The organism is Zobellella sp. DQSA1, from assembly GCF_041950555.1.
Taxonomy (GTDB): Bacteria; Pseudomonadota; Gammaproteobacteria; order Enterobacterales; family Aeromonadaceae; genus Oceanimonas.
Genome location: NZ_CP169531.1, coordinates 3,100,867 through 3,126,087, shown reverse-complemented (window position 1 = coordinate 3,126,087; position 25,221 = coordinate 3,100,867). Strand labels below are relative to the sequence as shown.

Below are 25,221 nucleotides of genomic sequence, written 5' to 3'. Positions count from 1 at the left end.
TTCCTTTTTAAACACCGCATGAGTGGAATAAACAGATGGCAAAGCGATTGGGGGCGGCGGACTTTATCGACATGCCCTGGAAAAACGGCGGTGGCACCACCCGGGAACTGTACCGGCTGCCCACGGCACAGGAGGAGGACTTTGTGCTGCGGGTGTCCATGGCCCGGGTGGGGCAGAGTGGCCCCTTTTCCTTTTTCCCCGGCATCGATCGTATCCTGATGCTGGTGGACGGCGCCGGTTTCGAGCTGGATATGAACGGCTCGCAGCGGCGATTGACCGAGCCCTTTGTCCCCTTGCAATTCAGCGGCGAGACCGCCGTGGATTGCCGGCTGTTGGGCGACGAGTGCCTGGACTTCAACGTAATGACCGCCAGGGACTGGGGGCGGTCCGAGCTGGCGGTGCGACCGGTGGCACCCGGCCAGGGGTATCACAGCGAGGGCCCCCGGGCCCGTCTGCTGTATTGTCACGGCATCGAGCCCACCCTCTGGGTGCTGGCTCCCGGTGAAGCGCTGGCGCTGGCCGCCGTGGACGAGCCCCGGCTGCTGGTGGAAATCACCCTTTATCCCCTTGACGGAGTTTGAACCATGTTGCCCTGTATTGAACGTGAAACCGGCCCCCGGCCGGATGCCTGTGTGATCTGGCTGCACGGCCTGGGGGCCGACGGCCACGACTTCGCCCCCATAGTGCCGGAGCTGCGGCTGCCGCCCGCGTTGCACATTCGTTTTATCTTTCCCCATGCGCCGGCCATTCCGGTTACCGTCAACGGTGGCTTTGTGATGCCTGCCTGGTACGACATTCTGTCGATGGAGATAGAACGCAAGGTGGATGAAACCCAGTTGCGGGCGTCTGCGAAGGCGGTACAGGCCTTGATTGAGCAACAGATTGAGCAGGGCATCGACAGCCGCCGTATTGTCCTGGCCGGGTTTTCCCAGGGAGGGGCGGTGGCTTACGAGGCGGCGCTGAGTTTCGAAAGCCCCTTGGGTGGGCTGGTTGCCATGTCCACCTATTTTGCCACCGCCGGCAGCCTGAACATTCACGAAGCCAACCGGTGCTTGCCGGTGCAGGTATTGCATGGCAGCCGGGATGGCGTGGTGCCCGAACAACTGGGGCAGCAGGCCTGCCGGGAGCTGGAACTGCTGGGTTTTTTGCCCGAATATCACAGTTACCCGATGGAGCACAGCGTCTGTGCCGCCGAGATTACCGATATTTCCCGTTTTTTGTGCCGCATACTGGCACCCCGTGACTGAAGGAATCCATTGATGAATATCAAGCAACTGCAGGCCAGGCTGGAGCAGGCCCCCGAGTCCATCGAGTTCGCCGAGGTGATCGCCCTAATCGACAGCCTCTACGACTTCACCCCCGCCGCCTTTACCAACGGGGAACTGACCAATGAAGCCGGGCAAAACAACGGCTCCTGCAAGCTGTTTGCCTTTGCCCGCCTGCAGGGGCTGAACGAGGAGGAAACACTGGCCTGCTTCGGCGCCTTCTATCGGGATGACGTGCTCGGCAACCCCGAGGGACAGGACCACCAGAATATCCGCAACTTTATGAAAAGCGGCTGGCTCTGCGTCGAATTTGCCGATCAGCCGCTCAGCCCCAAGGTGTAAGGCCACGCGAGGGACTGGAAATGATTACCCATCCCCGGTCGGTCTCAATCGACCGTCCGAATACCCGGAGCTGCCTCTGGTCGAATAAATTCGACCCTACAGAGGGAACCTGTTCACTTCCACCTGGTGCGGTACCAGGCCAGCAGGCTGCGGCTGCGATAGCCGAGCAGGGCCAGCAGGATCAGCACGCAGCCCGCGATTTTCTGGGGCGGCATCGGCTCCTGATACCAGAACACGCTGATCAATACCGTCCACACCGGCTCCAGCATCATGATGATGGCGGCATTGGCCACGTTGCTGAACTTTTGGCCCATGGTCTGGCAGGCGAAGCGCAGCGAGGTCGCCAGCAGCACGCTGGCGGCAAACCAGCCCCAGGTCTGGGACGGTATCCGCTCCGGCCACGGCTCGAACAGTGCAGAGTAGAGCAGGTTCATCATCCCGGTCACCGCCAGTTGGATAACGGTGAGGGCCACCGGCGGGATACGGCGGGCGAAGCGGCTGTTGAGGTTGAAATAGAGCGCCATCGACAGTGATGCCAGCAGGAACAGCAACTGGCCGGGCGACAGGCTGAGGCCGCTGCCCATGGTGAGCAGGAACAGACCGGCCATGGCGATGGGCAGGGCGGTCCAGAAGGCGCGGCCGGGACGCTCCTTGAACAGCAGCCAGGCCAGCAGCGGCACCATCAGCATCGACAGGCTCATGATAAAGGCACCCTCGCCAATGCCCTCGCTGTGGGACACCGCCAGTATCCAGAGCAGCAGGTTCATGCCCATGACGATGCCGACGGCACCGGCCCTGAGCAGGTTGGCGGCGGGAATGGCCAGCAACTGCCGCCAGCAGAACGGCAGCAACAAGAGCGACGCCAGCAGGAAACGCCAGCCCACGAAGCCGGCGGGTGGCAGGCCGTTGAGGGCCTCCTTGGAAAACAGCCAGCCGGCGGAGGCCAGCAGCGTGGCCGTGAGAATGAACAGATCGCCTCGCCGTTCCGGCAACATCATCAGGACCTCATCTGAAAGCACCGGCAAGGCGGGTGCCCGTTCGTACAACGGACGGAACGGGGGCATGCGGACCGGCAGAGTGAATGCGTTTGAGTACTCACTACTTTATGCCATCGGACCGGGTTTTCACACTATAAAGGTCGCGACCTTGCAGTTCAGCTCCGCCGCTTGCTCGCTCAGCAGATTGGCCTGTCGGCGCGACCGGTTGGTGTCTTCGGCCAACTGATCGGTCACATCCTTGATGCTGGTGGTGTTACGGGTGATGTCTCCGCTGACCTGGCTTTGCTCCTCGGCGGCGGTGGCGATGTGGGCGGCCATGTCGCAGATCCGGGTCACGTCCCGGTAGATATGGTCCAGGGCCGAGGCCGCCTGGTCGGCATCGGTCACGGTGCCCTGAGCCAGCCGGGCGCTCTGTTCCATCAGTGCCACCGCCTTGCCGGTGGTCTGCTGCAAGTTGGCGATCATCGTCTGGATTTCTCCGGTGGAGGTATGGGTCCGCTGCGACAGCACTCGGACTTCATCGGCCACCACGGCGAAACCCCGGCCCTGGGCACCGGCCCGAGCCGCTTCTATGGCGGCGTTCAGTGCCAGCAGATTGGTCTGCTCGGCAATTCCCTGGATGGTGGCCAGGATGGAATTGATGTCCTTGGCATGGCGGTTCAGCTCCTGGATCACGACGGAGGCCTGCACGATTTCCCCGGCCAGATGGTTGATGGAGTGCCGGCTTTGCAGCACCAGGTCGCGGCCCTGCTCGGTACTGCCCGAGGCACTGAGGGCGGCCTGGGCGGCCTGTTCGGCATGGCGGGCTATCTCCTGGGTGGCGGAGGCCATTTCGGTGATGGCGGTGGCGACCAGGGTGATCTCCTGCTGCTGCCGGCTCAGCTCGGCCGCGGTAAGATCCGCCTGCTGTTCACCCTGGCGCGCGCTGTCGCCCAGCTCCCGGGCCTGCTGGCGTATGTGACTGATCAACTCGGCCAGGCTGCCGACAAACTGGTTAAAGCTCAGGGCCAGGATGCCGACCTCATCCTTGCTGTCCAGGCTTATCCGCCGGGTCAGATCCCCGCTGCCGTCGGCGATCAGGGTCAAGGCCCCGGAGACCTGTTGCAGCGGCCGGAACAGCCGGTTGCACAGCAGGTTGAAGGCCAGCACGCACAACGCCACCACCGCCAGTGTTGCCAGTGCCTGTTCCCACAGGGTCTGGTAGAGCGGGGCCAGCACGCTGCCCCGGTCGATGACCACCAAGGTGCTCAAATGGCTGCCATCAATGGGGGCGACATAGAGGTAGTGGGGGCTGTGGTTCAGGCTGAGGCTGCTGATACCGCCGCTGTTGCCCAGCCGCTTGACCAGCTCCGGGGTCAGTTCGGGACTCTTGTCGCCGACCGGCCGGTTGAGCAGGCGGGTGTCCTGATCGGCGAAGATGATGCCCTGATCCGTGGTGAGCAGCATATGGCCGCTGCCGGGCAGCCTGACCTGATGCAGCTGCTGCAGCAGATCCTCGATGTCCACATCGGCACCCAGCACCACCCGTTGCTGGCCCAGCCGGGCTACCTGGCCGAGCGACACCACGTTGGCGCCGGTGGCGGCCGCCACGGTCGGGTTATCCATAAAGACCCGTTCGGGCGCTTGCAGGGCGTTCTGGTACCAGCCCCAGCGGCGGGGATCATTGTTATCCGGCGGCAGCACCACCCCATTGGCATTCTGCTGTGAGCCGTCGTCAAAGGCGATAAAGACATTGTCGAAACGGCCCGAGTCTTTCACCTGGCGCAGGTGCGTCACCAGTTGCTGTTCATCCACGTTGTCGGGAAAGGCGGTCAGGGCCGCCTCTCGTGAGACCAGCCAGTCGGTTACGTACTGGTTGTAGGCATGGGTCACACTGAACAGGCGTTCGTTCAGATCCTCGTCAAGCCGGTTCAGCGAGGAGACGAACGACAAGGTGGTGACCACCACGCCGCCCAGGGCAATGGCGAGGCTGGCGGAAAGGGAAAGCTTCTGTTTCAGCGTCAGGTAAGGCATCAACCGGTTCCTGTCAGGGGCTTGAGGGAATTTGTGCGGATGGGGTTCCCAATCTGTTCCCGCTACCACCGGGCGCCGAAATGGGCACTGCTGCGATATTAATCCTGGGGATCCCAACGGCGGCATCAATAGGGTTCAACACGGGAACATGATGGCTAGACACTCACCCTGGAATGGTAGGACTCCATGATGGCCTTCAGCACTGCCATTTTTTCGGTGCTCGGCGGCGTGAGCCCTTCCAGTGGATAGGCTTGGCCGAAGCTGGCCCATTTGTGGCTGCCCAGGTTGTGGTAGGGCAGCAGCTCCACCTTTTCCACCGCCGGGCTCAGGCTGGCGACAAAGCGGCCCAGGGCATCGATGTCGTGTTCGTCGTCGCTCCAGCCCGGCACCACCACGTGGCGGATCCACATGGCCTGGCCCCGCTCGGCCAGGTACCTGGCCAATCCCAGGGCGAAGCGGTTGCTGACCTGGGTCAGCGGGATATGCTGTTCGTCGCGGATATGCTTGAGATCGAGCAGCACCAGATCGGTGCTGTTCAGCAGCCGGTCGAGCACGGCGTCGTGATGATGCACGAAGCCGTTGGTGTCCAGGCAGGTGTGCAGGCCCTGGGCCTTGCAGGCTTCGAACAGCTCGGTGACGAAGGGCATCTGCAGCAGGGGTTCGCCGCCGGAAACGGTAATGCCGCCGCCGGAAGCCTGCATAAAGGGCCGGTAGCTGAGCAGCTCCGGCATCAGTTCGGCCACCGTGACCTCGCGGCCGGTGTCGGTGTCCCAGGTATCCCGGTTGTGGCAGTACAGGCAGCGCATCAGGCAGCCCTGCATAAACACCAGGAAGCGGATACCGGGACCGTCGACGGTGGCGCAGCTTTCGGTGGAATGTATTCGTCCGCTAATGGCCATGGTTCCTCCCCAGGAGTGTCGGTGCCATGCCCAAATGCCGAGTTCAGGATTTTCGGCATGGCTTGCCATTAAAGAGAAAGTCGGCCAAAGGGCCAACTCCGCCGACATGCTGTAAATACCTCCCTGTACGCTCGCACATGCCATCCCTGGCATGTGACGGTCGGCGGAGCCGCTCCCTTTGGCCTTCTGATTTGACTTGGGTGTTGTCTGTTTGAGACCGCCTGGAGAATGGCTGACAGCCTGTTTCACTGATATAACTGTAGTCCCCAGTCCCCAGTCCCCAGTCCCCAGTCCCCAGTCCCCGTCTTTTACATCGACTCGGTAAAGGTCCGGGTGATCACATCCCGCTGCTGCTCGGGGGTGAGGGCGTTGAAGCGCACCGCGTAACCCGACACCCTGATGGTCAGTTGGGGATACTTGTCCGGATGCTCGATGGCGTCGAGCAGCATCTCCCGGTTCATCACGTTGACGTTGAGGTGCTGGCCACCTTCGCGTCCGGCCTCGTGGTGGAAGTAGCCGTCCATCAGCGCCGCCAGGTTGCGTTGCTGGCCTTCACCATCCTTGCCCAGCGCCTTCGGCACTATGGAGAAGGTATAGGAGATACCGTCCTTGGCGTGACTGAAGGGCAGCTTGGCCACCGAGGTCAGCGACGCCAGGGCGCCTTTTTCGTCCCGGCCGTGCATGGGGTTGGCACCGGGGCCGAAGGGCTCGCCGGCACGGCGGCCGTCCGGAGTGTTGCCGGTTTTCTTGCCGTACACCACGTTGGAGGTGATGGTCAGCACCGACTGGGTCGGAATGGCGTCCCGGTAGCAGGGGTGGGCCTTGATCTTGTCCATAAAGCGGCGCACCAAATCGCAGGCGATGTCGTCCACCCGGTCATCGTTGTTGCCGAATTTGGGGAAGTCGCCCTCAATTTCAAAATCCACCGCCAGGCCGGACTCGTCACGCACGGGTTTCACCCTGGCGAACTTGATGGCGCTCAGGGAATCGGCGGCCACCGACAGCCCGGCGATACCGCAGGCCATGGTACGCACCACGTCCTTGTCGTGGAACGCCATCTGAATGGCCTCGTAGGCGTACTTGTCGTGACTGTAGTGGATCACGTTGAGGGCGGTCACGTACTGGGTGGCCAGCCAGTCCATCAGGTTGTCGAGGCGGCTCATCACCACGTCGAAGTCCAGCAGCTCGCCCTTGAGCGGCTCGGCCCTGGGGCCGATCTGGATTTTCAGTTTCTCGTCCACACCACCGTTGATGGCGTAGAGCAGGGTCTTGGCCAGGTTGGCGCGGGCGCCGAAGAACTGCATCTGCTTGCCGATCACCATGGGCGAGACACAACAGGCGATGGCGTAGTCGTCGGAGTCGAAGTCCACGCGCATCAGGTCGTCGTTTTCGTACTGGATGGCGGAGGTGTCGATAGACACCTTGGCCACGTATTCCTTGAACGCCCGCGGCAGTTGCTCGGACCACAGCACGGTCAGGTTCGGCTCGGGGCTGGGGCCCATGTTGTACAGGCTGTGCAGGTAGCGGAAGCTGTTTTTGGTGACCAGGGCGCGCCCGTCCAGGCCCATGCCGGCCAGGGACTCGGTCGCCCAGATGGGGTCGCCGGAGAACAGCTCGTCATATTCCGGGGTACGCAGGAAACGCACCATGCGCAGCTTCATGATGAAGTGATCCACCAGTTCCTGGGCCTGGGACTCGGTCAGGGCGCCTTCACGCAGATCCCGCTCGATATAAACATCGAGGAAAGTGGAAGTGCGGCCCAGCGACATGGCGGCGCCATTCTGGGACTTGATGGCAGCCAGGTAGGCGAAGTACAGCCATTGTACCGCTTCCTTGGCATTGGCGGCGGGGCGGCCCAGGTCGAAACCGTAGCCGGCGGCCATGGTCTTGAGATCGGCCAGGGCACGCACCTGCTCGGCCAGCTCTTCGCGCAGTTGCAGGGTGCGGGACAGGTCCACTCCGGCTTCCAGGTTCGTCTGGGTGGAGGCGATCTGGGCCTTTTTGTCCTTGATCAGAAAGTCCACGCCGTAGAGCGCGCAGCGGCGGTAGTCGCCGATGATACGGCCACGGCCATAGGCATCGGGCAGGCCGGTGAGCACCCCGGACTTGCGGCAGTTGAGGATGTCCTTGGTGTAGAGGTCGAACACCGCCTGGTTATGGGTCTTGCGGTAGTCGGAAAACACCTTGCTGACCTGCGGATCCAGCTCGCGGCCATAGGCCTGGCAGGAAGCCTCGACCATGCGTACGCCGCCATAGGGCATGATGGCGCGCTTGAGCGGCGCCTCGGTCTGCAGGCCGACGACCTGCTCCAGCTCCCGGTTGATGTAGCCGGGGGCGTGGGAGGTGATGGTAGACGGATTGCTGGTATCGAAGTCGAGCGGGGCGTGGGTGCGGTTTTCTTCGGCGATGCCGTTCATCACCTGCTCCCACAGGGCCAGGGTGGCCGGGGTGGGGGCGGCCAGGAAGCTGCCGTCCTCGTCATAGGGGCTGTAGTTGGCCTGGATAAAGTCGCGTACATTGACTTCTGTTTGCCAGCTTTCCCCACTGAACCCACGCCAGGCGTGCTCTACGTTGTTGTTGACCGTTGTCATAAAACCTCCGCTAACAGGTGGCGACGCTCTGGTTGGCCGTTCATCAGCGCCATTGCCGTATGCATCCAGACTACTGCCGGGGGGGGAGGCGGCCGTTGATCTGGATCAAGCTTGGTTCCTGAATTTTTGTAATTTTACTACATTATGCCCGGTACCAATAAAGCTGCCCCTGAGCGGGGCTTGCCTTTAACTACGCGACTTGATGCCGTGTTACAGCATAGTAAAGAAAGCATTGCACTACCACTTTGGACATAACCCGAGTAATACAATGTGGTAATAAAAAACAGATCCACTTTTTCGTCGGGTCGATACCACCGCTTAATCGGACTCAGGCTTTTGTCAATCTCTGGTTGTGCTAGAATGTGCGCACTTTTGTTCAAACAAGGATTCCCATGAAGGTAATCGAAGGGCTGATGGCCGCGCCCGAGGCCAAGGTGGCGATCGTGGTCGCCCGTTTCAACAGCTTTATCAATGACAGCCTGGTCGCCGGTGCCCTGGACGTGCTCAAGCGTCAGGGGCTGGTAAAAGACGACAACATCACCCTGGTGCGGGTGCCTGGTGCCGTTGAAATCCCTCTGGTGTGCAAGAAGCTCGCCAAGAGCGGCCAGTACGACGCCATCGTGGCGCTGGGCTGCGTGATCCGTGGCGGCACCTACCACTTCGATCTGGTGGCCAACGAAAACAGCAAGGGCATGGCCGGCGTGATGATGGAGTTTGAAGTGCCCATCGCCTTCGGCGTACTCACCACCGAAAACATTGAACAAGCCATCGAGCGTGCTGGCACCAAGGCGGGTAACAAGGGCGCGGAAGCGGCCCTCAGCGCACTCGAAATGATTAACGTCCTGCAGCAGCTGGACTAAGAGGAGTACTGCATTGAAACCGTCTGAACGTCGCAAAGCCCGCCGTCTCGCTACCCAGGCCATCTATCAGTGGCAAATGACCAAGGACAACGTGTCCGACATCGCCCAGCAGTTTGTGCTGGAGCAGGACACCAAAGGGGTGGATCTGGACTACTTCCGTGACCTGCTGTTCGGGGTCTCGGTTCATGCCACCGAGCTGGACGCGGTGTTTTCCCCTTATCTGTCCCGTCCGCTCGCCGAGCTGGACGTGGTGGACAAGGCGGTACTTCGGTTGGCCACCTACGAGCTGACCCGGCGTGAAGATGTGCCTTATCGGGTGGTGATCAACGAAGCCATCGAGTTGGCCAAGGCCTTCGCCGCCGAAGAGAGCCACAAGTTTGTGAACGGTGTGCTCGATAAGGTCGTCAAGCAGTTGAAAAAATAACAACAAGCATCGGGAAAAAGCCAGCAGTCGCTGGCTTTTCATTTTCTATGAATGAATTTGAAATAATAAAACACTATTTTACCGCCGACAGCGGCCGCAAGGACGTACTGATGGGACCGGGAGACGACTGCGCTCTGTTGCAGGTACCTCCCCAGACCTGGCTGGCGGTGAGCACGGATACCCTGGTAAGCGGGGTACATTTCTTTGCGGATATGGATCCGGTGGCCCTGGGGCACAAGGCCCTGGCGGTGAACCTCTCGGACCTGGCGGCCATGGGCGCGGATCCGCGCTGGGTTTCGCTGGCGCTGACCCTGCCCGCGATCGACGAAGGCTGGATCAAGGGGTTCTGCGCCGGATTCTTCGAGCTGGCAGAATATTACAACGTGGCCCTGGTGGGCGGCGACATGACCAAGGGGCCCTTGTCCATTACCGTCACGGTGCATGGCACCCTGCCGGAAGGCAAGGGCCTGCGGCGCCATGGCGCCCGCATTGGCGACGGCATCTACGTGACCGGCACCCTGGGCGATGCGGCCCTCGGCCTGCAGCAGCGGCTCGGCAATATCGTCGTGCCGCCGGCGCACCTGGACTTTGTACGCACCAAGTTTGAACATCCTCATCCCCGTATCCTGGCCGGCCAGGCGTTGAGGGATATCGCCTCCAGCGCCCTGGATATTTCCGACGGCCTGGCCGGGGACCTGGCCCATATTACTTCTGCCTCCGGCGTGCGTGCCCAACTGGAGCTGGAGCTACTGCCCCTGAGCGAAGCCATGAAGGCGTCCGTTTCCCAGGAGCGGGGCTGGGAGCTGGCCCTGACCGGTGGTGATGATTATGAACTGTGCTTTACCGTGCCGGAAACCCATCGCGGCCAGCTGGAAACAGCGCTGGCCCACTGCGGGGTCAAGTTCACCCGGGTCGGCCGGGTGCTGGCCGGTGAACCCGGTGTCGAATTGCAGGCCGAGGGGCGCCCTTATCGGCTGCAAGCCCAGAGCTGGGATCATTTCCGGAGTAGCTGAATGAGAAAACCCGAGCTGGCGGCGCTGAAGCTGTCCAATCCCCTGCACCTGCTGGCCCTGGGTTTCGGCTCCGGCCTGAGCCCGGTCATGCCCGGCACCATGGGCACCCTGGCGGCCATTCCGCTCTACCTGCTGATACAGGGCCTGCCGCAGTGGGCCTATGTGGGGCTGCTGGTACTGGGCTTCGTGGCCGGCATCAAAATCTGCGAGGCGGCCACCCAGGCCATCGGCCGGCACGATCACGGCGCCATCGTGTGGGACGAGATCATCGGTTTCGGCATCACCATGATAGCGGCGCCGGCGGGCTGGGGCTGGATCCTGGCCGGTTTCGTGCTGTTCCGCTTCTTCGACATCATCAAGCCCTGGCCCATTCGCTGGTTCGACCGTAAGGTGCACGGCGGCTTCGGCATCATGCTGGACGATGTTATCGCCGGCCTCTTCGCCCTGGTCTGCCTGCAGTTACTGGCCGCCTTCTTGTAACCCCCGCGCCCTCTCGCCACTCCCGCGCCCTTTCGTCACTCCCGCGAAGGCGGGAGTCCATGCGTGTCTGCAGACCTGGCGCCAGCGTCCGGGCCGGTGCATCCTGCCCTGGATGCCCGCCTTCGCGGGCAAGACGGAGCAGGTATCACCCCCGCGCCCTCTCGTCACTCCCGCGAAGGCGGGAGCCCATGCGTGTCTGCAGACCTGGCGCCAGCGTCCGGGCCGGTGCATCCTGCCCTGGATGCCCGCCTTCGCGGGCAAGACGGAGCAGGTATCACTCCCGTGTCTTATGCCGTCACCCCCGCGCCCTCTCGCCACTCCCGCGCCCTTTCGTCACTCCCGCGAAGGCGGGAGTCCATGCGTGTCTGCAGACCTGGCGCCAGCGTCCGGGCCGGTGCATCCTGCCCTGGATGCCCGCCTTCGCGGGCAAGACGGAGCAGGTATCACCCCCGTGTCTTATGCCGTCACTCCCGCGCCCTTTCGTCACTCCCGCGCCCTCTCGTCACTCCCGCGAAGGCGGGAGTCCATGCGTGTCTGCAGACCTGGCGCCTGCGTCCGGGCCGGTGCATCCTGCCCTGGATGCCCGCCTTCGCGGGCAAGACGGAGCAGGTATCACTCCCGTGTCTTATGCCGTCACCCCCGCGCCCTTTCGTCACTCCCGCGACCTTTCGTCACTCCCGCGACCTTTCGCCACTCCCGCGAAGGCGGGAGTCTATCAAACCCAGCCAGGAGCAAGACCCGTGCAGGCTGCTTCTGGATGTCCGCCTTCGCGGACATGACGGATTTTGGAGCCCCACCACACCCCTGGGCACGGTTTCAACCGCGCGATCCTACAGACGATGGGGAGCGGCGTTGTTCCACGCGGCTGAAGCCGCGCCTGCCATTGATTTGGGATCTCGCCGGGATCGGATTATTCCGGACCGGTTTCGAGGCGGAGAAAACGTTTTCCACCTATTTTTACCTATCTGACATCACCTTTAGCCACTTCCGTACTTGCTTTTTAGAGTGAAATTCCTATTCTCTTTTGACTCGGTCTGATCTATCTTGATATGAAATATCAGTCATAAATTCCGCATGAGTAGTCATGTTTGAAATTTGTTGCTGAATTTGTGAGCCGGATCCGGATAACTGCGATTCAGTTTTCCATAAACAGGATTACAATGCTTACAAATGTTACTTTCTTGTTGCCGAATAAAGCGCAAGACGGTTCTCCCGTCGGGGCTATAGTGATAGGTCCACTGCCATAGCACTCAGGCAACACAGAACGACGTCGGTTGCATGCCCAGGCAGCGCCGGTAAAGGATGCGGTATCGAGGGGCTTGCCCCGGTTAAGGATGAACATGTCCCTGCTAGAAGTGAAACACCTGCGGATCGAGTATCCGTCCCGCCACGGCGTCATGGCCGCCGTCGAAGATCTTTCGTTCAATATCGAAAAGGGTGAAATCCTGGGGGTGGTCGGCGAGTCCGGCGCCGGCAAGTCCACCATCGGCAACGCCGTTATCGACCTGCTGAGCCCGCCCGGTCGCATCGCCAGCGGCGACGTTTACCTGGACGGGGAAAAAATTTCCAAGCTCGGCCCGGCTGCCATTCGTGCGGTGCGTGGTCGCCGTATCGGCTTTATCTTCCAGGATCCCATGACCTCGCTCAATCCACTGTTTACGGTGGAATACCAGATGGTCGAGACCCTGCTGGCGAATATCGGGATGAGCCGGGAGCAGGCCCGCAAGAAGGCGGTATCCCTGCTCGAGGCGGTGGGTATTCCCCAGCCCGAGCTGCGCATCAAGCAGTATCCGCACCAGTTTTCCGGCGGCATGCGCCAGCGGGTGGTGATTGCCATCGCACTCTCCTGCGATCCGGAGCTGATTATCGCCGACGAGCCCACCACCGCGCTGGACGTGTCCATCCAGGATCAGATCCTCAACCTTATCCGTACCCTGTGCAAGGAACGCAACGTGGGCTGCATGCTGGTCACCCACGACATGGGGGTGGTCTCTAACGTAACCGACCGGGTGGCGGTGATGTACCGGGGGCGGCTGGTGGAAATCGGCCCCACCGCCAAGGTGCTGGGTACCCCCGAGCACGCCTACACCCGCAGCCTGATCTCCGCCGTGCCCCGTTCCGACGTCAAGCTGGTGCGCTTCCCGCTGGTGTCCTATATCGAGGATGCCAAGGAAATGGCCCCGCTGGATCTCAAGCACCACTGGCTGGGCCAGAGCCAGGATCAGCGGGAATACCAGGGCGCCCTGCTCAGGGTAGAGCACTGCAACCTGCGCTTCGTGACCAAGGATTCCTTCTTCCCCTCGCGCCGGGAATACCTGCAGGCCACCCACGACGTCAGCTTCGAGATCTTCGAAGGGGAAACCTTCGGCCTGGTGGGGGAGTCGGGCTCCGGCAAGTCCACCATCGCCCGCGCCATTACCGGTCTCTATCCGCCCGACAGCGGCAAGATCTGGTTCGAGGGCATCGAGCTCACCGCCATCAAGACCGAGCAGGAGCGTCGCCCCCTGCGCCGGCAGATGCAGATGGTGTTTCAGAATCCCTATTCCTCCCTCAACCCGCGTATGCGGGTGGAAGACATCATCGCCGAGCCCATCCGCTTCCACCAACTGGCCGGGAACGAGGCGCAGATTCGCGGCATCGTCGCCGACCTGCTCGACTACGTAGGCCTGGGCCGGGCCGCCGGGGTCAAGTTTCCCCACGAGTTCTCCGGCGGCCAGCGCCAGCGCATCTCCATCGCCCGGGCCCTGGCCACCCGGCCGCGGCTGCTGATCTGCGACGAGCCCACCTCGGCGCTGGATGTATCGGTACAGGCACAAATACTGAACCTGCTCAAAGACCTGCAGGACGAACTCAAGCTGACCATGCTGTTCATCAGTCATGATTTGCCGGTGATCCGGCAGATGTGCGATCGCATCGGGGTGATGAAAAAAGGCACCCTGGTGGAAGTGGCGCCCACCGAACAGCTCTTTACCAGGGCGGCGGATCCCTACAGCCGCTCACTGATTTCCCTGATGCCCGAGTTCAAGGGCATGTCCCGGGAAGGTCTGGATATCTCAGACGTGGCCGCCGGCCAAAACTAATCCCATCGACGGAGTGTTATATATGAAAAAAGGACTCAACAAAGTAACTGCCGCGCTGCTTGCCGCCGGTTTCGCCTTCAGCCTGCAGGCTGCCGACATCACCATCGCCTACGACTCGGATCCCACCTCCATGGATCCCCACGAACAGTTGTCGGGCCAGACCCTGGAAATGTCGCATCTGCTGTTCGACCCCCTGGTGCGCTGGACCAAGGACTTCGACTTCGAGCCCCGGCTGGCGGAAAAATGGGAACGCACCGACGAGAACACCATGCGCTTCCACCTTCGGCAGGGCGTCAAGTTCCACAGTGGCAACGACTTTACCGCCGATGATGTGGTCTGGACCTTCAACCGGCTGAAGGCGTCCCCCGACTTCAAGGCCATCTTCGAGCCCTTTGCCGAAGCGGTGAAAGTGGACGATCACACCGTGGATCTGGTGACCACCGGGCCCTTCCCGCTGGTGCTGAACACCGTGACCTACCTGTTCCCCATGGACTCCCGGTTCTACAGCGGCACCACCGAAGACGGCAAGGACAAGGCAGAAGTGGTCAAGCACGGCAGTTCCTTCTCTTCCACCAACGTTTCGGGCACCGGCCCCTTCAAGCTCAAGTTCCGCCAGCAGGGGGTGAAGGTGGAATACGAGCGCCACGCCGACTACTGGGACACCGATTCCCCCGGCAATGTGCAGAACATGACCCTGGTGCCGATCAAGGAAGACGCCACCCGGGTGGCCGCCCTGCTGGCCGGCGACGTGGACTTTATCAAGCCGGTGTCGCCCAACGACCACGACAGGGTCAAGGCCGCCGCCAACGTCAAGCTGGTGACCGAACCGGGCACCCGTATCATCACCTTCCAGCTCAACCAGGATCGCTTCGAGCCGTTCAAGGACGTGCGGGTGCGCCAGGCGGTGAATTACGCCATCAACCAGGATGGCATCGTCCAGCGCATCATGCGCGGCTTCGCCACCACCGCCGGCCAGCAGCCGCCCGCCGGTTACTTCGGCCACAACCCCGAACTGGTGCCGCAGTTCGATCTGGACAAGGCGAAGCAACTGATGGAGGAGGCCGGCTACAAGGACGGCTTCAAGATCAGCATGATCGCTCCCAACAACCGCTACGTGAACGACTTCCGTATCGCCGAGGCGGCGAAGGCGATGCTGGCGCGCATCAATATCGACGTGGATCTGAAGACCATGCCGGTGGCCCAGTACTGGCCCGAGTTCGACAAGTGCGACGCCGACATGCTGATGATCGGCTGGCACTCGGATACCGAAGACACCGCCAATTTCTCGGAATTCCTGACCATGACCCGCAATGACGAAACCGGTCGGGGCCAGTACAACTGCGGCCATTACGCCAATGCCGAACTGGACGGCCTGATCGAGGCGGCCAACCTGGAAACCGACCTGCCCAAGCGGGAAGCCATGCTGCAGCGGGCCGAGCGCATCCTCTATGACGACGCCGCCTTTGTGCCGCTGCACTGGCAGAACCTGGCCTGGGGCGCGCGCAACAACCTGGAAGCCGAGCCCATCGTCAACGCCATGGACTTCCCCTACCTGGGCGACCTGGTGGTGAAGCAATAAGACTTCGGGGTTAAAGCCGGGGACTTGGGATTGGGGACTGGTACTGGCTTAATCCCGAGTCCCGAGTTCCGGGATTTCATCCCCAGTCCCCAATCCCGCTATTGGAATTTACAAAGATGTTGACGTTTTTACTGAAACGGGTGTTCCAGGCCCTGATCGTGATGTTTGTCATCAGCCTGGTGGCCTTTTCCATCCAGGACAACCTGGGCGATCCCCTGCGCGAACTGGTGGGGCAATCGGTATCGGAAGAGGTGCGCCAGCAAATGCGGACCGCAATGGGGTTGAACGATCCCTTCCTGGTCAAGTACGGGCGTTTTGTCGGCAACGCGCTGCAGGGCGACTTCGGTACCTCCTATTTCTTCAAACAGCCGACCCTGGAGGTGATCTTCCAGAAACTGCCGGCCACGCTTGAACTGGTGTTCTGCGCCAGCATCATTATCATCGCCCTGAGCATACCGCTGGGGGTCTATTCGGCCATCAAGCCCCGCTCCTTCCTCTCCAAGGCGATCATGGGCGTGAGCATCATCGGCATTTCGGTGCCCGTGTTCCTCACCGCCATCCTGCTGATGTACGTGTTTTCCATCGAGCTCGGCTGGCTGCCCGCTTACGGCCGGGGCGTGACCACCAGCCCGCTGGGGTGGAACTCGGGGCTGTTCAACTGGCAGGGTTTCCGTAACCTGATCCTGCCGAGCATCGCGTTGTCGTCCATCATGCTGCCGTTGTTTATCCGCCTGGTGCGTTCCGAGATGCTGGAACAGCTCAGCTCCGAATACGTCAAGTTCGCCTGGGCCAAGGGCCTGGCCAAATACCGTATCTGGTTTATCCACGCCCTGAAGAACACCCTGCTGCCGTTGATTACCGTGGGCGGGGTGCAAATCGGCACCATGGTGGCCTACACCATCCTCACCGAGACCGTGTTCCAGTGGCCGGGCATCGGGCTGCTGTTCCTCGAGTCCATCAACCGGGTGGACACGCCGCTGATCACCACCTACGTGATTTTCGTCGGCTTTATTTTCGTGGTGACCAACACCATCGTCGACTTGATCTACGGTCTGATCAACCCCACCGTCAACCTGGCTGCCAAGGGATAAGCACCATGAATACAGACGTCAGCCTGAGCCGCTGGGCTCGCTTCAAACGGTCGGATTTTTTGTACCACTTCCTGCGCGACAAGGTCGCCATGGTCAGCTTTGCGGTGTTTGTGGCGCTGGCGGCGGCGGCCTTCCTGTCACCGCTGATCGCTCCCCACAACCCCTACGATCTGGCCACCATCGACATCCTCGACTCCGAACTGCCGCCGAACTGGCTGCCGGGCGGCGACGAGCGTTTCTGGCTCGGCACCGACGTGCAGGGGAGGGACATCTTCAGCACCATCCTCTACGGCTCCCGGGTGTCGCTGATGATCGGCCTGGGCGCGGTGGCACTGCAACTGGCCATCGGCATCGTGGTGGGGCTGTCCGCCGGTTACTTCGGCGGGCGCATCGACAACTTCCTGATGCGCATCGCCGATGTACAGCTGTCCTTCTCCACCATGATGGTGGCCATCATCGTCTCGGCGGTGTTCCAGGCCACCCTGGGCGCCGATTTCTACGCCCAGTACGCGGTGCTGATGCTGGTGGTGATCATCGGCCTGGCCGAATGGCCCCAATACGCCCGTACCATCCGCGCCACCGTACTGGCGGAGAAGAAGAAGGAATACGTGGAGGCGGCGCAGGTGATGGGCTTCAAGTCCATGCGCATCATGTTCCGCCATATCCTGCCCAACTGCCTGTCGCCGATACTGGTCATTTCCACGGTACAGGTGGCCAATGCCATCATGAGCGAGGCGGCGCTGTCCTTCCTCGGCCTCGGCATGCCGGTGGACAAGCCTTCGCTCGGCTCGCTCATCAGCATGGGCTTCAGCTACATCTTCTCCGGCTCCTGGTGGATCACCGCCTTCCCCGGCATCTACCTGGTGGTGCTGGTGCTGGTGATCAACCTGCTCGGCGACTGGTTGCGGGACGTGTTCAACCCCAAGATCTACAAGGGATAAACCCCTGGCCAAGGCGGCTCAAGGACGGTGGCCGGGGCGTCGGGGCTTTTGTCCCATCCCCAGCCCGCGCGTACGGGAGCGGCGGTGCCCGCAGCCCCGGCGTGGTTCCAAGGCAGGGGTAGACGCGATTTTAATCGCGTGGCAGGCAACGCCGGTTTCGCGTTGCCTGCGGGGCCGCGCGACTGAAGTCGCGCTTACGAGGCGCGGTGGGGGCGGCCTATTCTAGGTATCGGCCGGTAACCTGATGCATTGGTACAGGCGCGGCGTTATGATCGCCACTTGCCCCAGTCCAGAACAACGGAGCCCCTGCCTTGCTGACCCTCCTGCTCAACCGTTTTCCAGCTCTTTCCCGCCGACGAATGTCCGGAGGCTTGATCCTGCTTGCCATGGCGGTGGTGGCCGCCGATCTGCTGGGTCTCCCGGTGGACCGCACCTGGGCCGGGGCGGGGTATTGGGCGGCGGCGGCGTTGTTGTGGCCGGGGCTGGCCCGGCGCAACCGGATCCAGGCGCTGTTGTTGCTGGCCATCGGCGGGCTTTGCCTGGCCTGGAGCGCCTGGCAGGGGGCAGCAGTGGATGTGGGGCGTATTGTCTCCAGCAACAGCGGCCTGCTCTCCATGCTGGTGGCGGTGAGCTTTCTCGGCCTGGTGAGCCGGCCCGCAGGAGAAAGTGAAGAGCGGCTGCCGCGGGGGAGGCGGGCGGTGCTTTCCACCCTGGGGGCCGTGCATCTGTTCGGCTCCGTCATCAATCTGTCGTCGGTGTTTATCATCGGCGATCGCCTGGCCCGGCAGGGCAGCCTGAGCCGGGAACAGTCGATAGCGCTGATCCGGGGCTTTACCGCCGCCGCCTTCTGGTCGCCGTTTTTCGCCGCCATGGCGGTGGCGTTGAGCGTGGCGCCCGGAGCGCACCTGGCCAGCCTCTGGCTGGTGAGCATGCCGCTGGCCTTGTTGGGACTGGGCCTGACCTTCTGGCAGTTGTGCCGGCAGCAAGGCGGAGAAGCGGCGCCGGTGGGCGATTTTACCGGCTATCCGCTGCATCCGGGCGGGATCTGGCTGCCGGCCCTGCTGGCGGCGTGCGTACTGCTGCTGCATCAGCTGTGGCCGGCCTTGTCCATTCTGGCGGTGATCACCCTGCTGGCCCCTGCGCTCAGCCTGCTGGTGCTGTTCGGTGCCAGGCGCTCGCCGCTGGCGGCCCTGGGGCGGCTGGTGAACGGCCGACTGCCCCAAATGGGCAACGAACTGGCGTTGTTTCTCGCCGCCGGGGTGCTGGGCTACGGTCTGGAAACCCTGATCGCCGCCTGGGGGGGCACCCTGCCGCTGCAGGGCTTTGGTGCCCTGGAGGCGAGCCTGACCTACCTGGCGACCGTGCTGTTGTCGCTGCTGGGCATTCATCCCATCATCTGTATCGCGCTGGCGGGATCGGTGCTGGCGCCGCTTTCACCCGACCATACCCTGCTGGCGCTGGTATTTCTGTCGTCCTGGGCGGTAGGCACCTCCACCGGGCCCCTGTCTGGCATCAACCTGGCGTTTCAGGGGCGTTACGGGGTGGATTCGTTTCGCATCATGCGCTGGAACCTGAGCTACCTGGGGCTGATGTCGGTGCTGGTGGTGCTGGCCATCTGGCTGCTGGCCGCGTTGCTCGGCGTGGATTAGCGCCGGTGACGGTGTCACAATCGAGCCCGATGGATGTCCAAGGGCAGTTGCTGCAGGAGAGAATCATGAAATTCATCTGGCTCAAGGTATTGCTGACCGTACTCGTCTTTGCCGGCCTGTTCGTCTGGGTGTACTACAAGGTCGCCAGCGGCGGCGCATAAGCTGCTCTCGATGGGGCGGATATTGTTCGAAAAATGCCCGTTTCTGCATTCTGGCCATTTGCGCGCGCCAGGGTTCTACTGCATAATGTGCGCCTCGAAAAACTGATGTGCGGTGTGTCGGTATTCTTCACATGCTCCGTCTACTTCTTCAATCAACCATATAAAGTTGCATCATGTCCGAATTATCCAAATACAGAAACATTGGTATCTTTGCTCACGTTGACGCGGGCAAAACCACGACCACCGAACGTATCCTCAAGCTGACCGGTAGGATCCATAAGGTTGGTGAAGTGCATGATGGTGAGTCCACCACCGACTTCATGGAACAGGAAGCCGAGCGCGGCATTACCATCCAGTCCGCGGCCGTCAGCTGCTTCTGGAAAGACCACCGCTTCAACGTTATCGACACCCCTGGACACGTTGACTTCACCGTTGAAGTTTACCGCTCCCTGAAAGTGCTGGATGGCGGTATCGGCGTATTCTGTGGTTCCGGCGGTGTTGAACCCCAGTCAGAAACCAACTGGCGCTATGCCAACGAATCTGAAGTTGCCCGTATCATCTTCGTCAACAAGCTGGACCGTATCGGTGCCGACTTCCTGCGTGTGGTTCAGCAAACCCGCGACGTGCTGGCGGCCAACCCGGTAGTGATGGTGCTGCCCATCGGTGTCGAAGACGAGTTCAAGGGTGTTGTTGACCTGCTGACCCGCAAAGCCTACATCTGGGACGAAACCGGACAGGCTGAAAACTTCGTTATCGAAGACGTTCCGGCCGACATGGTTGACCTGGTAGATGAATACCGTGAAAAACTGATCGAAAGCGCCGTTGAGCAGGACGACGACCTGATGGAAGCCTACATGGAAGGTGAAGAGCCCTCCATCGAGGACATCAAGCGTTGCATCCGCAAGGGTACCCGCACCATGGCCCTGTTCCCGACCTACTGTGGCTCCGCGTTCAAGAACAAGGGCATGCAGCTGGTACTGGACGCCGTTGTTGATTACCTGCCGAGCCCGACCGAAGTCGACCCGCAGCCGCTGACCGACGAAGAAGGCAACGAAACCGGCGAACACGCCATCGTTGACCCCGAGGCCCCGCTGAAAGCCCTGGCGTTCAAGATCATGGACGACCGTTTCGGCGCCCTGACCTTCGTACGTCTTTACTCCGGCCGCCTGAAGAAAGGCGACACCATCCTCAACAGCGCCACCGGTAAAACCGAGCGGGTTGGCCGCATGGTTGAGATGCAGGCTAACGAACGTAACGAACTGGAATCGGCCCAGGCCGGTGACATCATCGCCATCGTTGGTATGAAGAACGTGCAGACCGGTCACACCCTGTGTGATGTCAAGCACCCCTGCACCCTGGAAGCCATGGTGTTCCCCGAGCCGGTCATCTCCATCGCCGTAGCGCCAAAAGATAAAGGCGGCTCCGAGAAAATGGGTATCGCTATCGGCAAGATGATTGCCGAAGATCCCTCTTTCCGTGTAGAAACCGACGTCGATTCCGGTGAAACCATCCTGAAAGGCATGGGCGAACTGCACCTGGACATCAAGGTCGACATCCTCAAGCGTACCTACGGCGTTGAGCTGATCGTGGGTGAGCCGCAGGTGGCCTACCGCGAAACCATCACCGCCGAAGTGGAAGACAGCTACACCCACAAGAAGCAGTCTGGTGGTTCCGGTCAGTACGGTAAGATCGACTACATCATCCGTCCTGGCGAGCCGAACACCGGTTTCGTGTTCAAGTCTTCCGTGGTTGGCGGTAACGTACCCAAGGAATTCTGGCCTGCGGTCGAGAAAGGTTTCGGCAGCATGATGAACACCGGTACCATCGCCGGCTTCCCGGTGCTGGACGTTGAGTTCGAACTGACCGACGGTGCCTACCACGCGGTTGACTCCTCGGCCATCGCGTTCGAAATCGCCGCCAAGGGCGCCTTCCGCCAGTCCATCGCCAAAGCCAAGCCGCAACTGCTTGAGCCGGTGATGAAAGTTGACGTGTTCAGCCCGGAAGACAACGTGGGTGACGTTATCGGTGACCTGAACCGTCGCCGCGGCATGATCAAGGATCAAAACGCCGGCGTAACCGGTGTGCGCATCAAGGCCGAGGTACCCCTGTCCGAAATGTTCGGTTACATCGGCTCCCTGCGTACCATGACTTCCGGTCGTGGCCAGTTCTCCATGGAGTTCTCGCACTACACCGCTTGCCCGGCCAACGTAGCTGAAAAAGTGGTCGCTCAGGTTAAAGAGCGCAAGGCCGCCGAAGCCAAGAAGTAATGCCGGCTTAAGCCTCTGCATTCAACAAAAACCGCTGCTCCGGCAGCGGTTTTTTTATGCCTGCGCCGCGCCCCCGCGGTATGGGGGAAATCGTAGGCACGAATTTATTCGTGCACGGCGAACGGCGCCGGGGTTGGCCTCCTGGACGGTTTTGTATCTAGGGTGCTGCCGATTCTTCCGCAAACATCCGCTGTATCTCCGCCATCACCGCCTCGGCCACCGGGGTAGGGGAAAAATGATGGGAGTGGGCCATTACCAGCCGCTGCGACGGCAGCTTGTTGGCGATGGGGCGGCACACCAGCCGGGCGCCGTCCTGGGTCTGTTCCGACCGTGGACGGGTGATCAGCAAGGCGACACCCAAGCCCTGTGCCACCATGCCGCGTACCATTTCCAGCGAGGTGGTACGGTAGGCAATATGGGGCTCCAGCTGATATTGCCAGAACGGCGACATCAGAAACTCCCGGCTGTGCGGCAAGTCGATCTGGATCAGTTCTTCCATGGCCAGGGCCTCCAGCGACACGGCCTGCAGCCGGGCCAGCGGATGCTCCGGGGGTAGGGCAGCGTAGAACTGGCATTCCTTGAGCAGCTGTACCCGGGGGCGCTCGGTCATGCCCAGGTCATAAGTCAGCGCCAGTTCTACCTGGCCGGTATCCAGCATGCGGCTGATGGAGCCGAGATCCCCCTCGCGCAGTTGTACCTCCACACCGGGCAGCGTTTCCCGCAGGCGGCGCAACAGGCCGGGCACATAGGGCGGACCCAGAGAGCTGAAATAGCCGATGCTGATCTGGCCGCGTAGCTGGTTGCCGGCATCCTGCGGCTCGGCGAACATCTCGGCGCGGGACAGCAAGGTCCGGGCTTCTTCCAGCTTGCCGCGGCCGAAGGGGGTGATGGCCAGCCCCCGTGGCGGGTTGCGGATAAACAGCTCGGCTTCCAACTCGGCCTCCAGGTTGCGCACGATCAGCGATACCGACGGCTGAGACAGGTGCAAATTGCGGGCGGCGGCGGCGGTGCCGCCGCTTTCGGCCACCGCTACGAACACCTTGAGTTGATGCAGGGTTATCACTACTATAAAAATCTATATTGAATATTTGTAACTAATATTTTACACAATATTCACCCGCTGACAAACTCAGAGTCAAGACTGAATCACCACTCTGAGGCCTATACCATGGAACAGCAGTACCAGCGTCAGCCCCTGGCCGGGATTAAAATCGTCGATCTCACCCGGGTCCTGTCCGGTCCCTTCTGCACCGCCCTGTTGGCGGATCTGGGGGCCGAAGTCATTAAGGTAGAGCCGCCGGGCGGTGACGAATATCGCCATGTGGGCCCCTTTGAGCAGGGAGAAAGCGCCCTGTTCACCCTGATGAACCGCAACAAGAAAGGGGTGGTGGCGGATCTGAAAAATCCCGACCACCTGGCCCGTTTGCTGGAGCTGGTACGCGAGGCCGACGTCCTGGTGGAAAACTTCAAACCGGGGGTGGCCGAGCGGCTGGGGGTGGGCTTTGCGGTCATCAAGGCCATCAACCCCGACATCATTTATGCCAGCATTTCCGGCTTCGGTCAGCAGGGCGAATTGAGCGGCCTGCCGGCCTACGATCTGGTGGTGCAGGCCATGTCCGGCATCATGTCCATCACCGGCGAGCCCGACGGCGCGCCGACCAAGGTGGGCGAGTCCATCGCCGATCTGGCCGCCGGGCTCTACGCCTCCTGGGCCATACTGGCCGCCCTGTTCGATCGCCAGCGCAGCGGCGAGGGGGTTCACCTGGATATTGCCATGCTCGACTGCCTGTTTTCGCTGATGCCGACCCCGGTGGCCCAATGGATGTTCGGCGGCGAGGCGCCCGGGCGGGTCGGCAACCGTCATCCCTTGTCCACGCCCTTCGGCTCCTTCAACGCCGGCGATGGTCGGGTCATCATCGCGGTGCTCAATAACCGCCAGTTTGCCGCGCTGTGCGCCGTCATGGGCCGGCCCGAGCTGGCGCAGGACGTCCGCTTTGGATCCGACGAGGCCCGCACCCGCCACGAGCCGGCGTTGCGCGACCTTATCGAAAGCTGGCTGTCCGGCCACAGCGTGGAGTCTGCCATCGCCAGCCTGGCGGCGGCCGCCATTCCCGCCTCGCCGGTGCTGGAAATGGGCGAGGTGCTGGCCCGGGCCCAACAGGGCGAACGCCGGCTACTGCGTACCCAGCAGCATCCGCGCCTGGGCGAGATCCCCATGATGACTCAGCCGGTGCGGGCCAGCGCCTGGGCTTCTCCGGCGCCGGTAACGGCCCCCGTTTTGGGTGAGCACAACGCCGAGTTGTTCCACCCCTAAGCCTGCCGGCCCATTCCCACTTCCATTACGCCACACCGGCGCGGCCGGTGGGCCCCGTTGCACCCTGCCTTCCGGGCGCAACGGCATACCGACAACCCAAGGAGAGGATCACCATGAACATCACCATTACCGAAGACGATCGGATGCTGGCCGACGCCATGCAGCGCTTTTGCCGGGAGGTGATAGCGCCGGCGGCGGCGGAAATAGATGAAGGCGGCCATTCGGCTGCCCGTCACCGGGCGGCGTTGTCCGACATCGGCATCATGGGCATGAACCTGCCGGAGCACTGCGGCGGCACCGGAGTGTCGGCGGTGGCGCTGTATCTGGCGGTGGAGCAACTGGCGGCGGCCTGTGGTTCAACGGCCTCCATGGTGACCGCCCATTTTCTGGCGACCGACTCCATCCTGCTCGGCGGGACCGAGGCGCAGCGCCAGCGCTGGCTGCCGGGGGCGGCCAGCGGTGAGCTGCTGGGGGCCTTCGCCCTGACCGAGCCCAACGCCGGCTCCAACCCGGCGGCGATGCGCACCCTGGCGGAAAAAACCGGCTCGGGCTACCGGCTGCGGGGAGTGAAACACTTTATCTCCAACGCCGCCGAGGCGGACTTTTTGGTGGTTTATGCGAAAACCGACAAGAGCGCCGGCCACCGGGGCATCAGTGCCTTTGTCGTCGATCGCCACGCGGCCGGGGTTGAGGTGAGTTCGCCCGAGCGCACCATGGGCCTCAGGGGCGGGCATGTGTTCGAGGTGGCGCTGGATTGCGAGGTGCCGGCCGACCGCCTGCTGGGCGGCGAAGAGGGCAGGGGCTTTCGCACCGCCATGCAGGTACTGGACAACGGCCGGGTGGAAATTGCCGCCAGTTGCACCGGCATTGCCGGCGCCGCCCTCGAAGCGGCCCTGCACTGGGCCAAGACTCGCGAGGTTAACGATCACCCCATCGCCGAGTTCCAGGGGCTGCAGTGGATGCTGGCCGACATGGCCACCGAACTGGAGGCGGCACGGATGTTCGGCCTGCGGGCGGCCACCAAGCGCGAGCGGGGGGAACGTTTTTCCCAGGAGTCGGCCATGGCCAAGCTCTACGCCTCGGAAGCCGCCGGCCGCATTACCGACGGAGCGCTGCAGATCCACGGTGGCTACGGCTATACCCGGGAAATGCCGCTCGAACGCTATGTGCGGGACGTGCGCATCATGCGCATCTACGAAGGCTCGTCCGAAGTGCAGCGCAACATCATAGCGCGCACCCTGCTGAACGACTGAG

Annotated in this window: 20 protein-coding genes; 15 read left to right on the top strand and 5 right to left on the bottom strand. The window is 62.1% G+C overall.

What is annotated here, in order from left to right; all coding sequences use genetic code 11:
- Nucleotides 1-35 precede the first annotated feature (35 nt).
- Genes ACEVBK_RS14980 through ACEVBK_RS14970 form a run of 3 tightly spaced genes read left to right on the top strand, consistent with a single transcriptional unit; the run spans nt 36 to nt 1,607 of the window.
- Entirely contained in the window at nt 36-581 is a 546-nt protein-coding gene (locus ACEVBK_RS14980) for a HutD family protein (RefSeq protein ID WP_375055715.1), read from the top strand.
- A gap of 3 nt (nt 582-584) precedes the next feature.
- Nucleotides 585-1,247, top strand: coding sequence for an alpha/beta hydrolase (locus ACEVBK_RS14975; RefSeq protein ID WP_375055714.1), 663 nt, complete (start codon nt 585-587; stop codon nt 1,245-1,247).
- Nucleotides 1,248-1,259: 12 nt separating this feature from the next.
- Nucleotides 1,260-1,607: a HopJ type III effector protein gene (locus ACEVBK_RS14970; protein ID WP_375055713.1), complete on the top strand. Its 348-nt coding sequence runs from the start codon at nt 1,260-1,262 to the stop codon at nt 1,605-1,607.
- 113 nt (nt 1,608-1,720) lie between these two features.
- Here the strand turns inward: ACEVBK_RS14970 and ACEVBK_RS14965 are convergent, their stop codons facing one another.
- From ACEVBK_RS14965 to pflB, 4 genes are all read right to left on the bottom strand, one after another.
- The gene (locus ACEVBK_RS14965; RefSeq protein WP_375055712.1) at nt 1,721-2,605 is read right to left on the bottom strand and encodes a DMT family transporter; all 885 of its coding nucleotides are present in this window, start codon (nt 2,603-2,605) and stop codon (nt 1,721-1,723) included.
- Between the two features lie 126 nt (nt 2,606-2,731).
- Nucleotides 2,732-4,618, bottom strand: a complete 1,887-nt coding sequence (locus ACEVBK_RS14960; RefSeq protein ID WP_375055711.1) for a methyl-accepting chemotaxis protein — start codon at nt 4,616-4,618, stop codon at nt 2,732-2,734.
- A gap of 155 nt (nt 4,619-4,773) precedes the next feature.
- Nucleotides 4,774-5,517, bottom strand: coding sequence for a pyruvate formate lyase 1-activating protein (gene pflA, locus ACEVBK_RS14955; RefSeq protein WP_375055710.1), 744 nt, complete (start codon nt 5,515-5,517; stop codon nt 4,774-4,776).
- Nucleotides 5,518-5,825: 308 nt separating this feature from the next.
- Nucleotides 5,826-8,108, bottom strand: a complete 2,283-nt coding sequence (gene pflB, locus ACEVBK_RS14950; protein WP_375055709.1) for a formate C-acetyltransferase — start codon at nt 8,106-8,108, stop codon at nt 5,826-5,828.
- A 392-nt stretch (nt 8,109-8,500) separates the two neighbouring features.
- On the opposite strand from pflB, the gene ribE reads away from it, so the two are divergent.
- The 10 genes from ribE (at nt 8,501) to fusA (ending at nt 21,653) form a co-directional block, all read left to right on the top strand.
- A complete protein-coding gene (gene ribE, locus ACEVBK_RS14945) occupies nt 8,501-8,968 on the top strand; it encodes a 6,7-dimethyl-8-ribityllumazine synthase (protein ID WP_202088378.1) in 468 nt (155 codons plus the stop codon).
- 13 nt (nt 8,969-8,981) lie between these two features.
- Complete coding sequence (gene nusB, locus ACEVBK_RS14940) at nt 8,982-9,392, top strand: transcription antitermination factor NusB (RefSeq protein ID WP_375055708.1); 411 nt, start codon at nt 8,982-8,984, stop codon at nt 9,390-9,392.
- A 47-nt stretch (nt 9,393-9,439) separates the two neighbouring features.
- On the top strand, nt 9,440-10,405 hold the full coding sequence (thiL, locus tag ACEVBK_RS14935) for a thiamine-phosphate kinase (protein ID WP_375055707.1): 966 nt from the start codon (nt 9,440-9,442) through the stop codon (nt 10,403-10,405).
- Entirely contained in the window at nt 10,406-10,885 is a 480-nt protein-coding gene (locus tag ACEVBK_RS14930) for a phosphatidylglycerophosphatase A (RefSeq protein WP_375055706.1), read from the top strand.
- A gap of 1,340 nt (nt 10,886-12,225) precedes the next feature.
- Nucleotides 12,226-13,965 carry a dipeptide ABC transporter ATP-binding protein gene (locus tag ACEVBK_RS14925; RefSeq protein WP_375055705.1) on the top strand — a complete coding sequence of 580 codons (1,740 nt, stop codon included), beginning with the start codon at nt 12,226-12,228 and terminating at the stop codon, nt 13,963-13,965.
- Between the two features lie 22 nt (nt 13,966-13,987).
- Nucleotides 13,988-15,544, top strand: coding sequence for an ABC transporter substrate-binding protein (locus tag ACEVBK_RS14920; RefSeq protein WP_375055704.1), 1,557 nt, complete (start codon nt 13,988-13,990; stop codon nt 15,542-15,544).
- A 116-nt stretch (nt 15,545-15,660) separates the two neighbouring features.
- Complete coding sequence (locus ACEVBK_RS14915; RefSeq protein ID WP_375055703.1) at nt 15,661-16,635, top strand: ABC transporter permease; 975 nt, start codon at nt 15,661-15,663, stop codon at nt 16,633-16,635.
- 5 nt (nt 16,636-16,640) lie between these two features.
- Nucleotides 16,641-17,576, top strand: a complete 936-nt coding sequence (locus tag ACEVBK_RS14910; RefSeq protein WP_375055702.1) for an ABC transporter permease — start codon at nt 16,641-16,643, stop codon at nt 17,574-17,576.
- Between the two features lie 311 nt (nt 17,577-17,887).
- Nucleotides 17,888-19,225, top strand: coding sequence for a hypothetical protein (locus ACEVBK_RS14905; RefSeq protein ID WP_375055701.1), 1,338 nt, complete (start codon nt 17,888-17,890; stop codon nt 19,223-19,225).
- Nucleotides 19,226-19,559: 334 nt separating this feature from the next.
- Nucleotides 19,560-21,653: an elongation factor G gene (gene fusA, locus ACEVBK_RS14900; RefSeq protein WP_375055700.1), complete on the top strand. Its 2,094-nt coding sequence runs from the start codon at nt 19,560-19,562 to the stop codon at nt 21,651-21,653.
- A 157-nt stretch (nt 21,654-21,810) separates the two neighbouring features.
- Here fusA and ACEVBK_RS14895 read toward each other — a convergent pair whose 3' ends face one another.
- Nucleotides 21,811-22,716 (bottom strand): LysR family transcriptional regulator, encoded by a 906-nt coding sequence (locus ACEVBK_RS14895; protein WP_375055699.1) that lies wholly within the window; start codon nt 22,714-22,716, stop codon nt 21,811-21,813.
- Nucleotides 22,717-22,821: 105 nt separating this feature from the next.
- Between ACEVBK_RS14895 and ACEVBK_RS14890 the strand changes: the two genes are divergently transcribed.
- Both ACEVBK_RS14890 and ACEVBK_RS14885 read left to right on the top strand, forming a co-directional pair.
- Complete coding sequence (locus ACEVBK_RS14890) at nt 22,822-23,967, top strand: CaiB/BaiF CoA transferase family protein (RefSeq protein WP_375055698.1); 1,146 nt, start codon at nt 22,822-22,824, stop codon at nt 23,965-23,967.
- A 113-nt stretch (nt 23,968-24,080) separates the two neighbouring features.
- Nucleotides 24,081-25,220 (top strand): acyl-CoA dehydrogenase family protein, encoded by a 1,140-nt coding sequence (locus tag ACEVBK_RS14885; protein WP_375055697.1) that lies wholly within the window; start codon nt 24,081-24,083, stop codon nt 25,218-25,220.
- Nucleotide 25,221 lies beyond the last annotated feature (1 nt).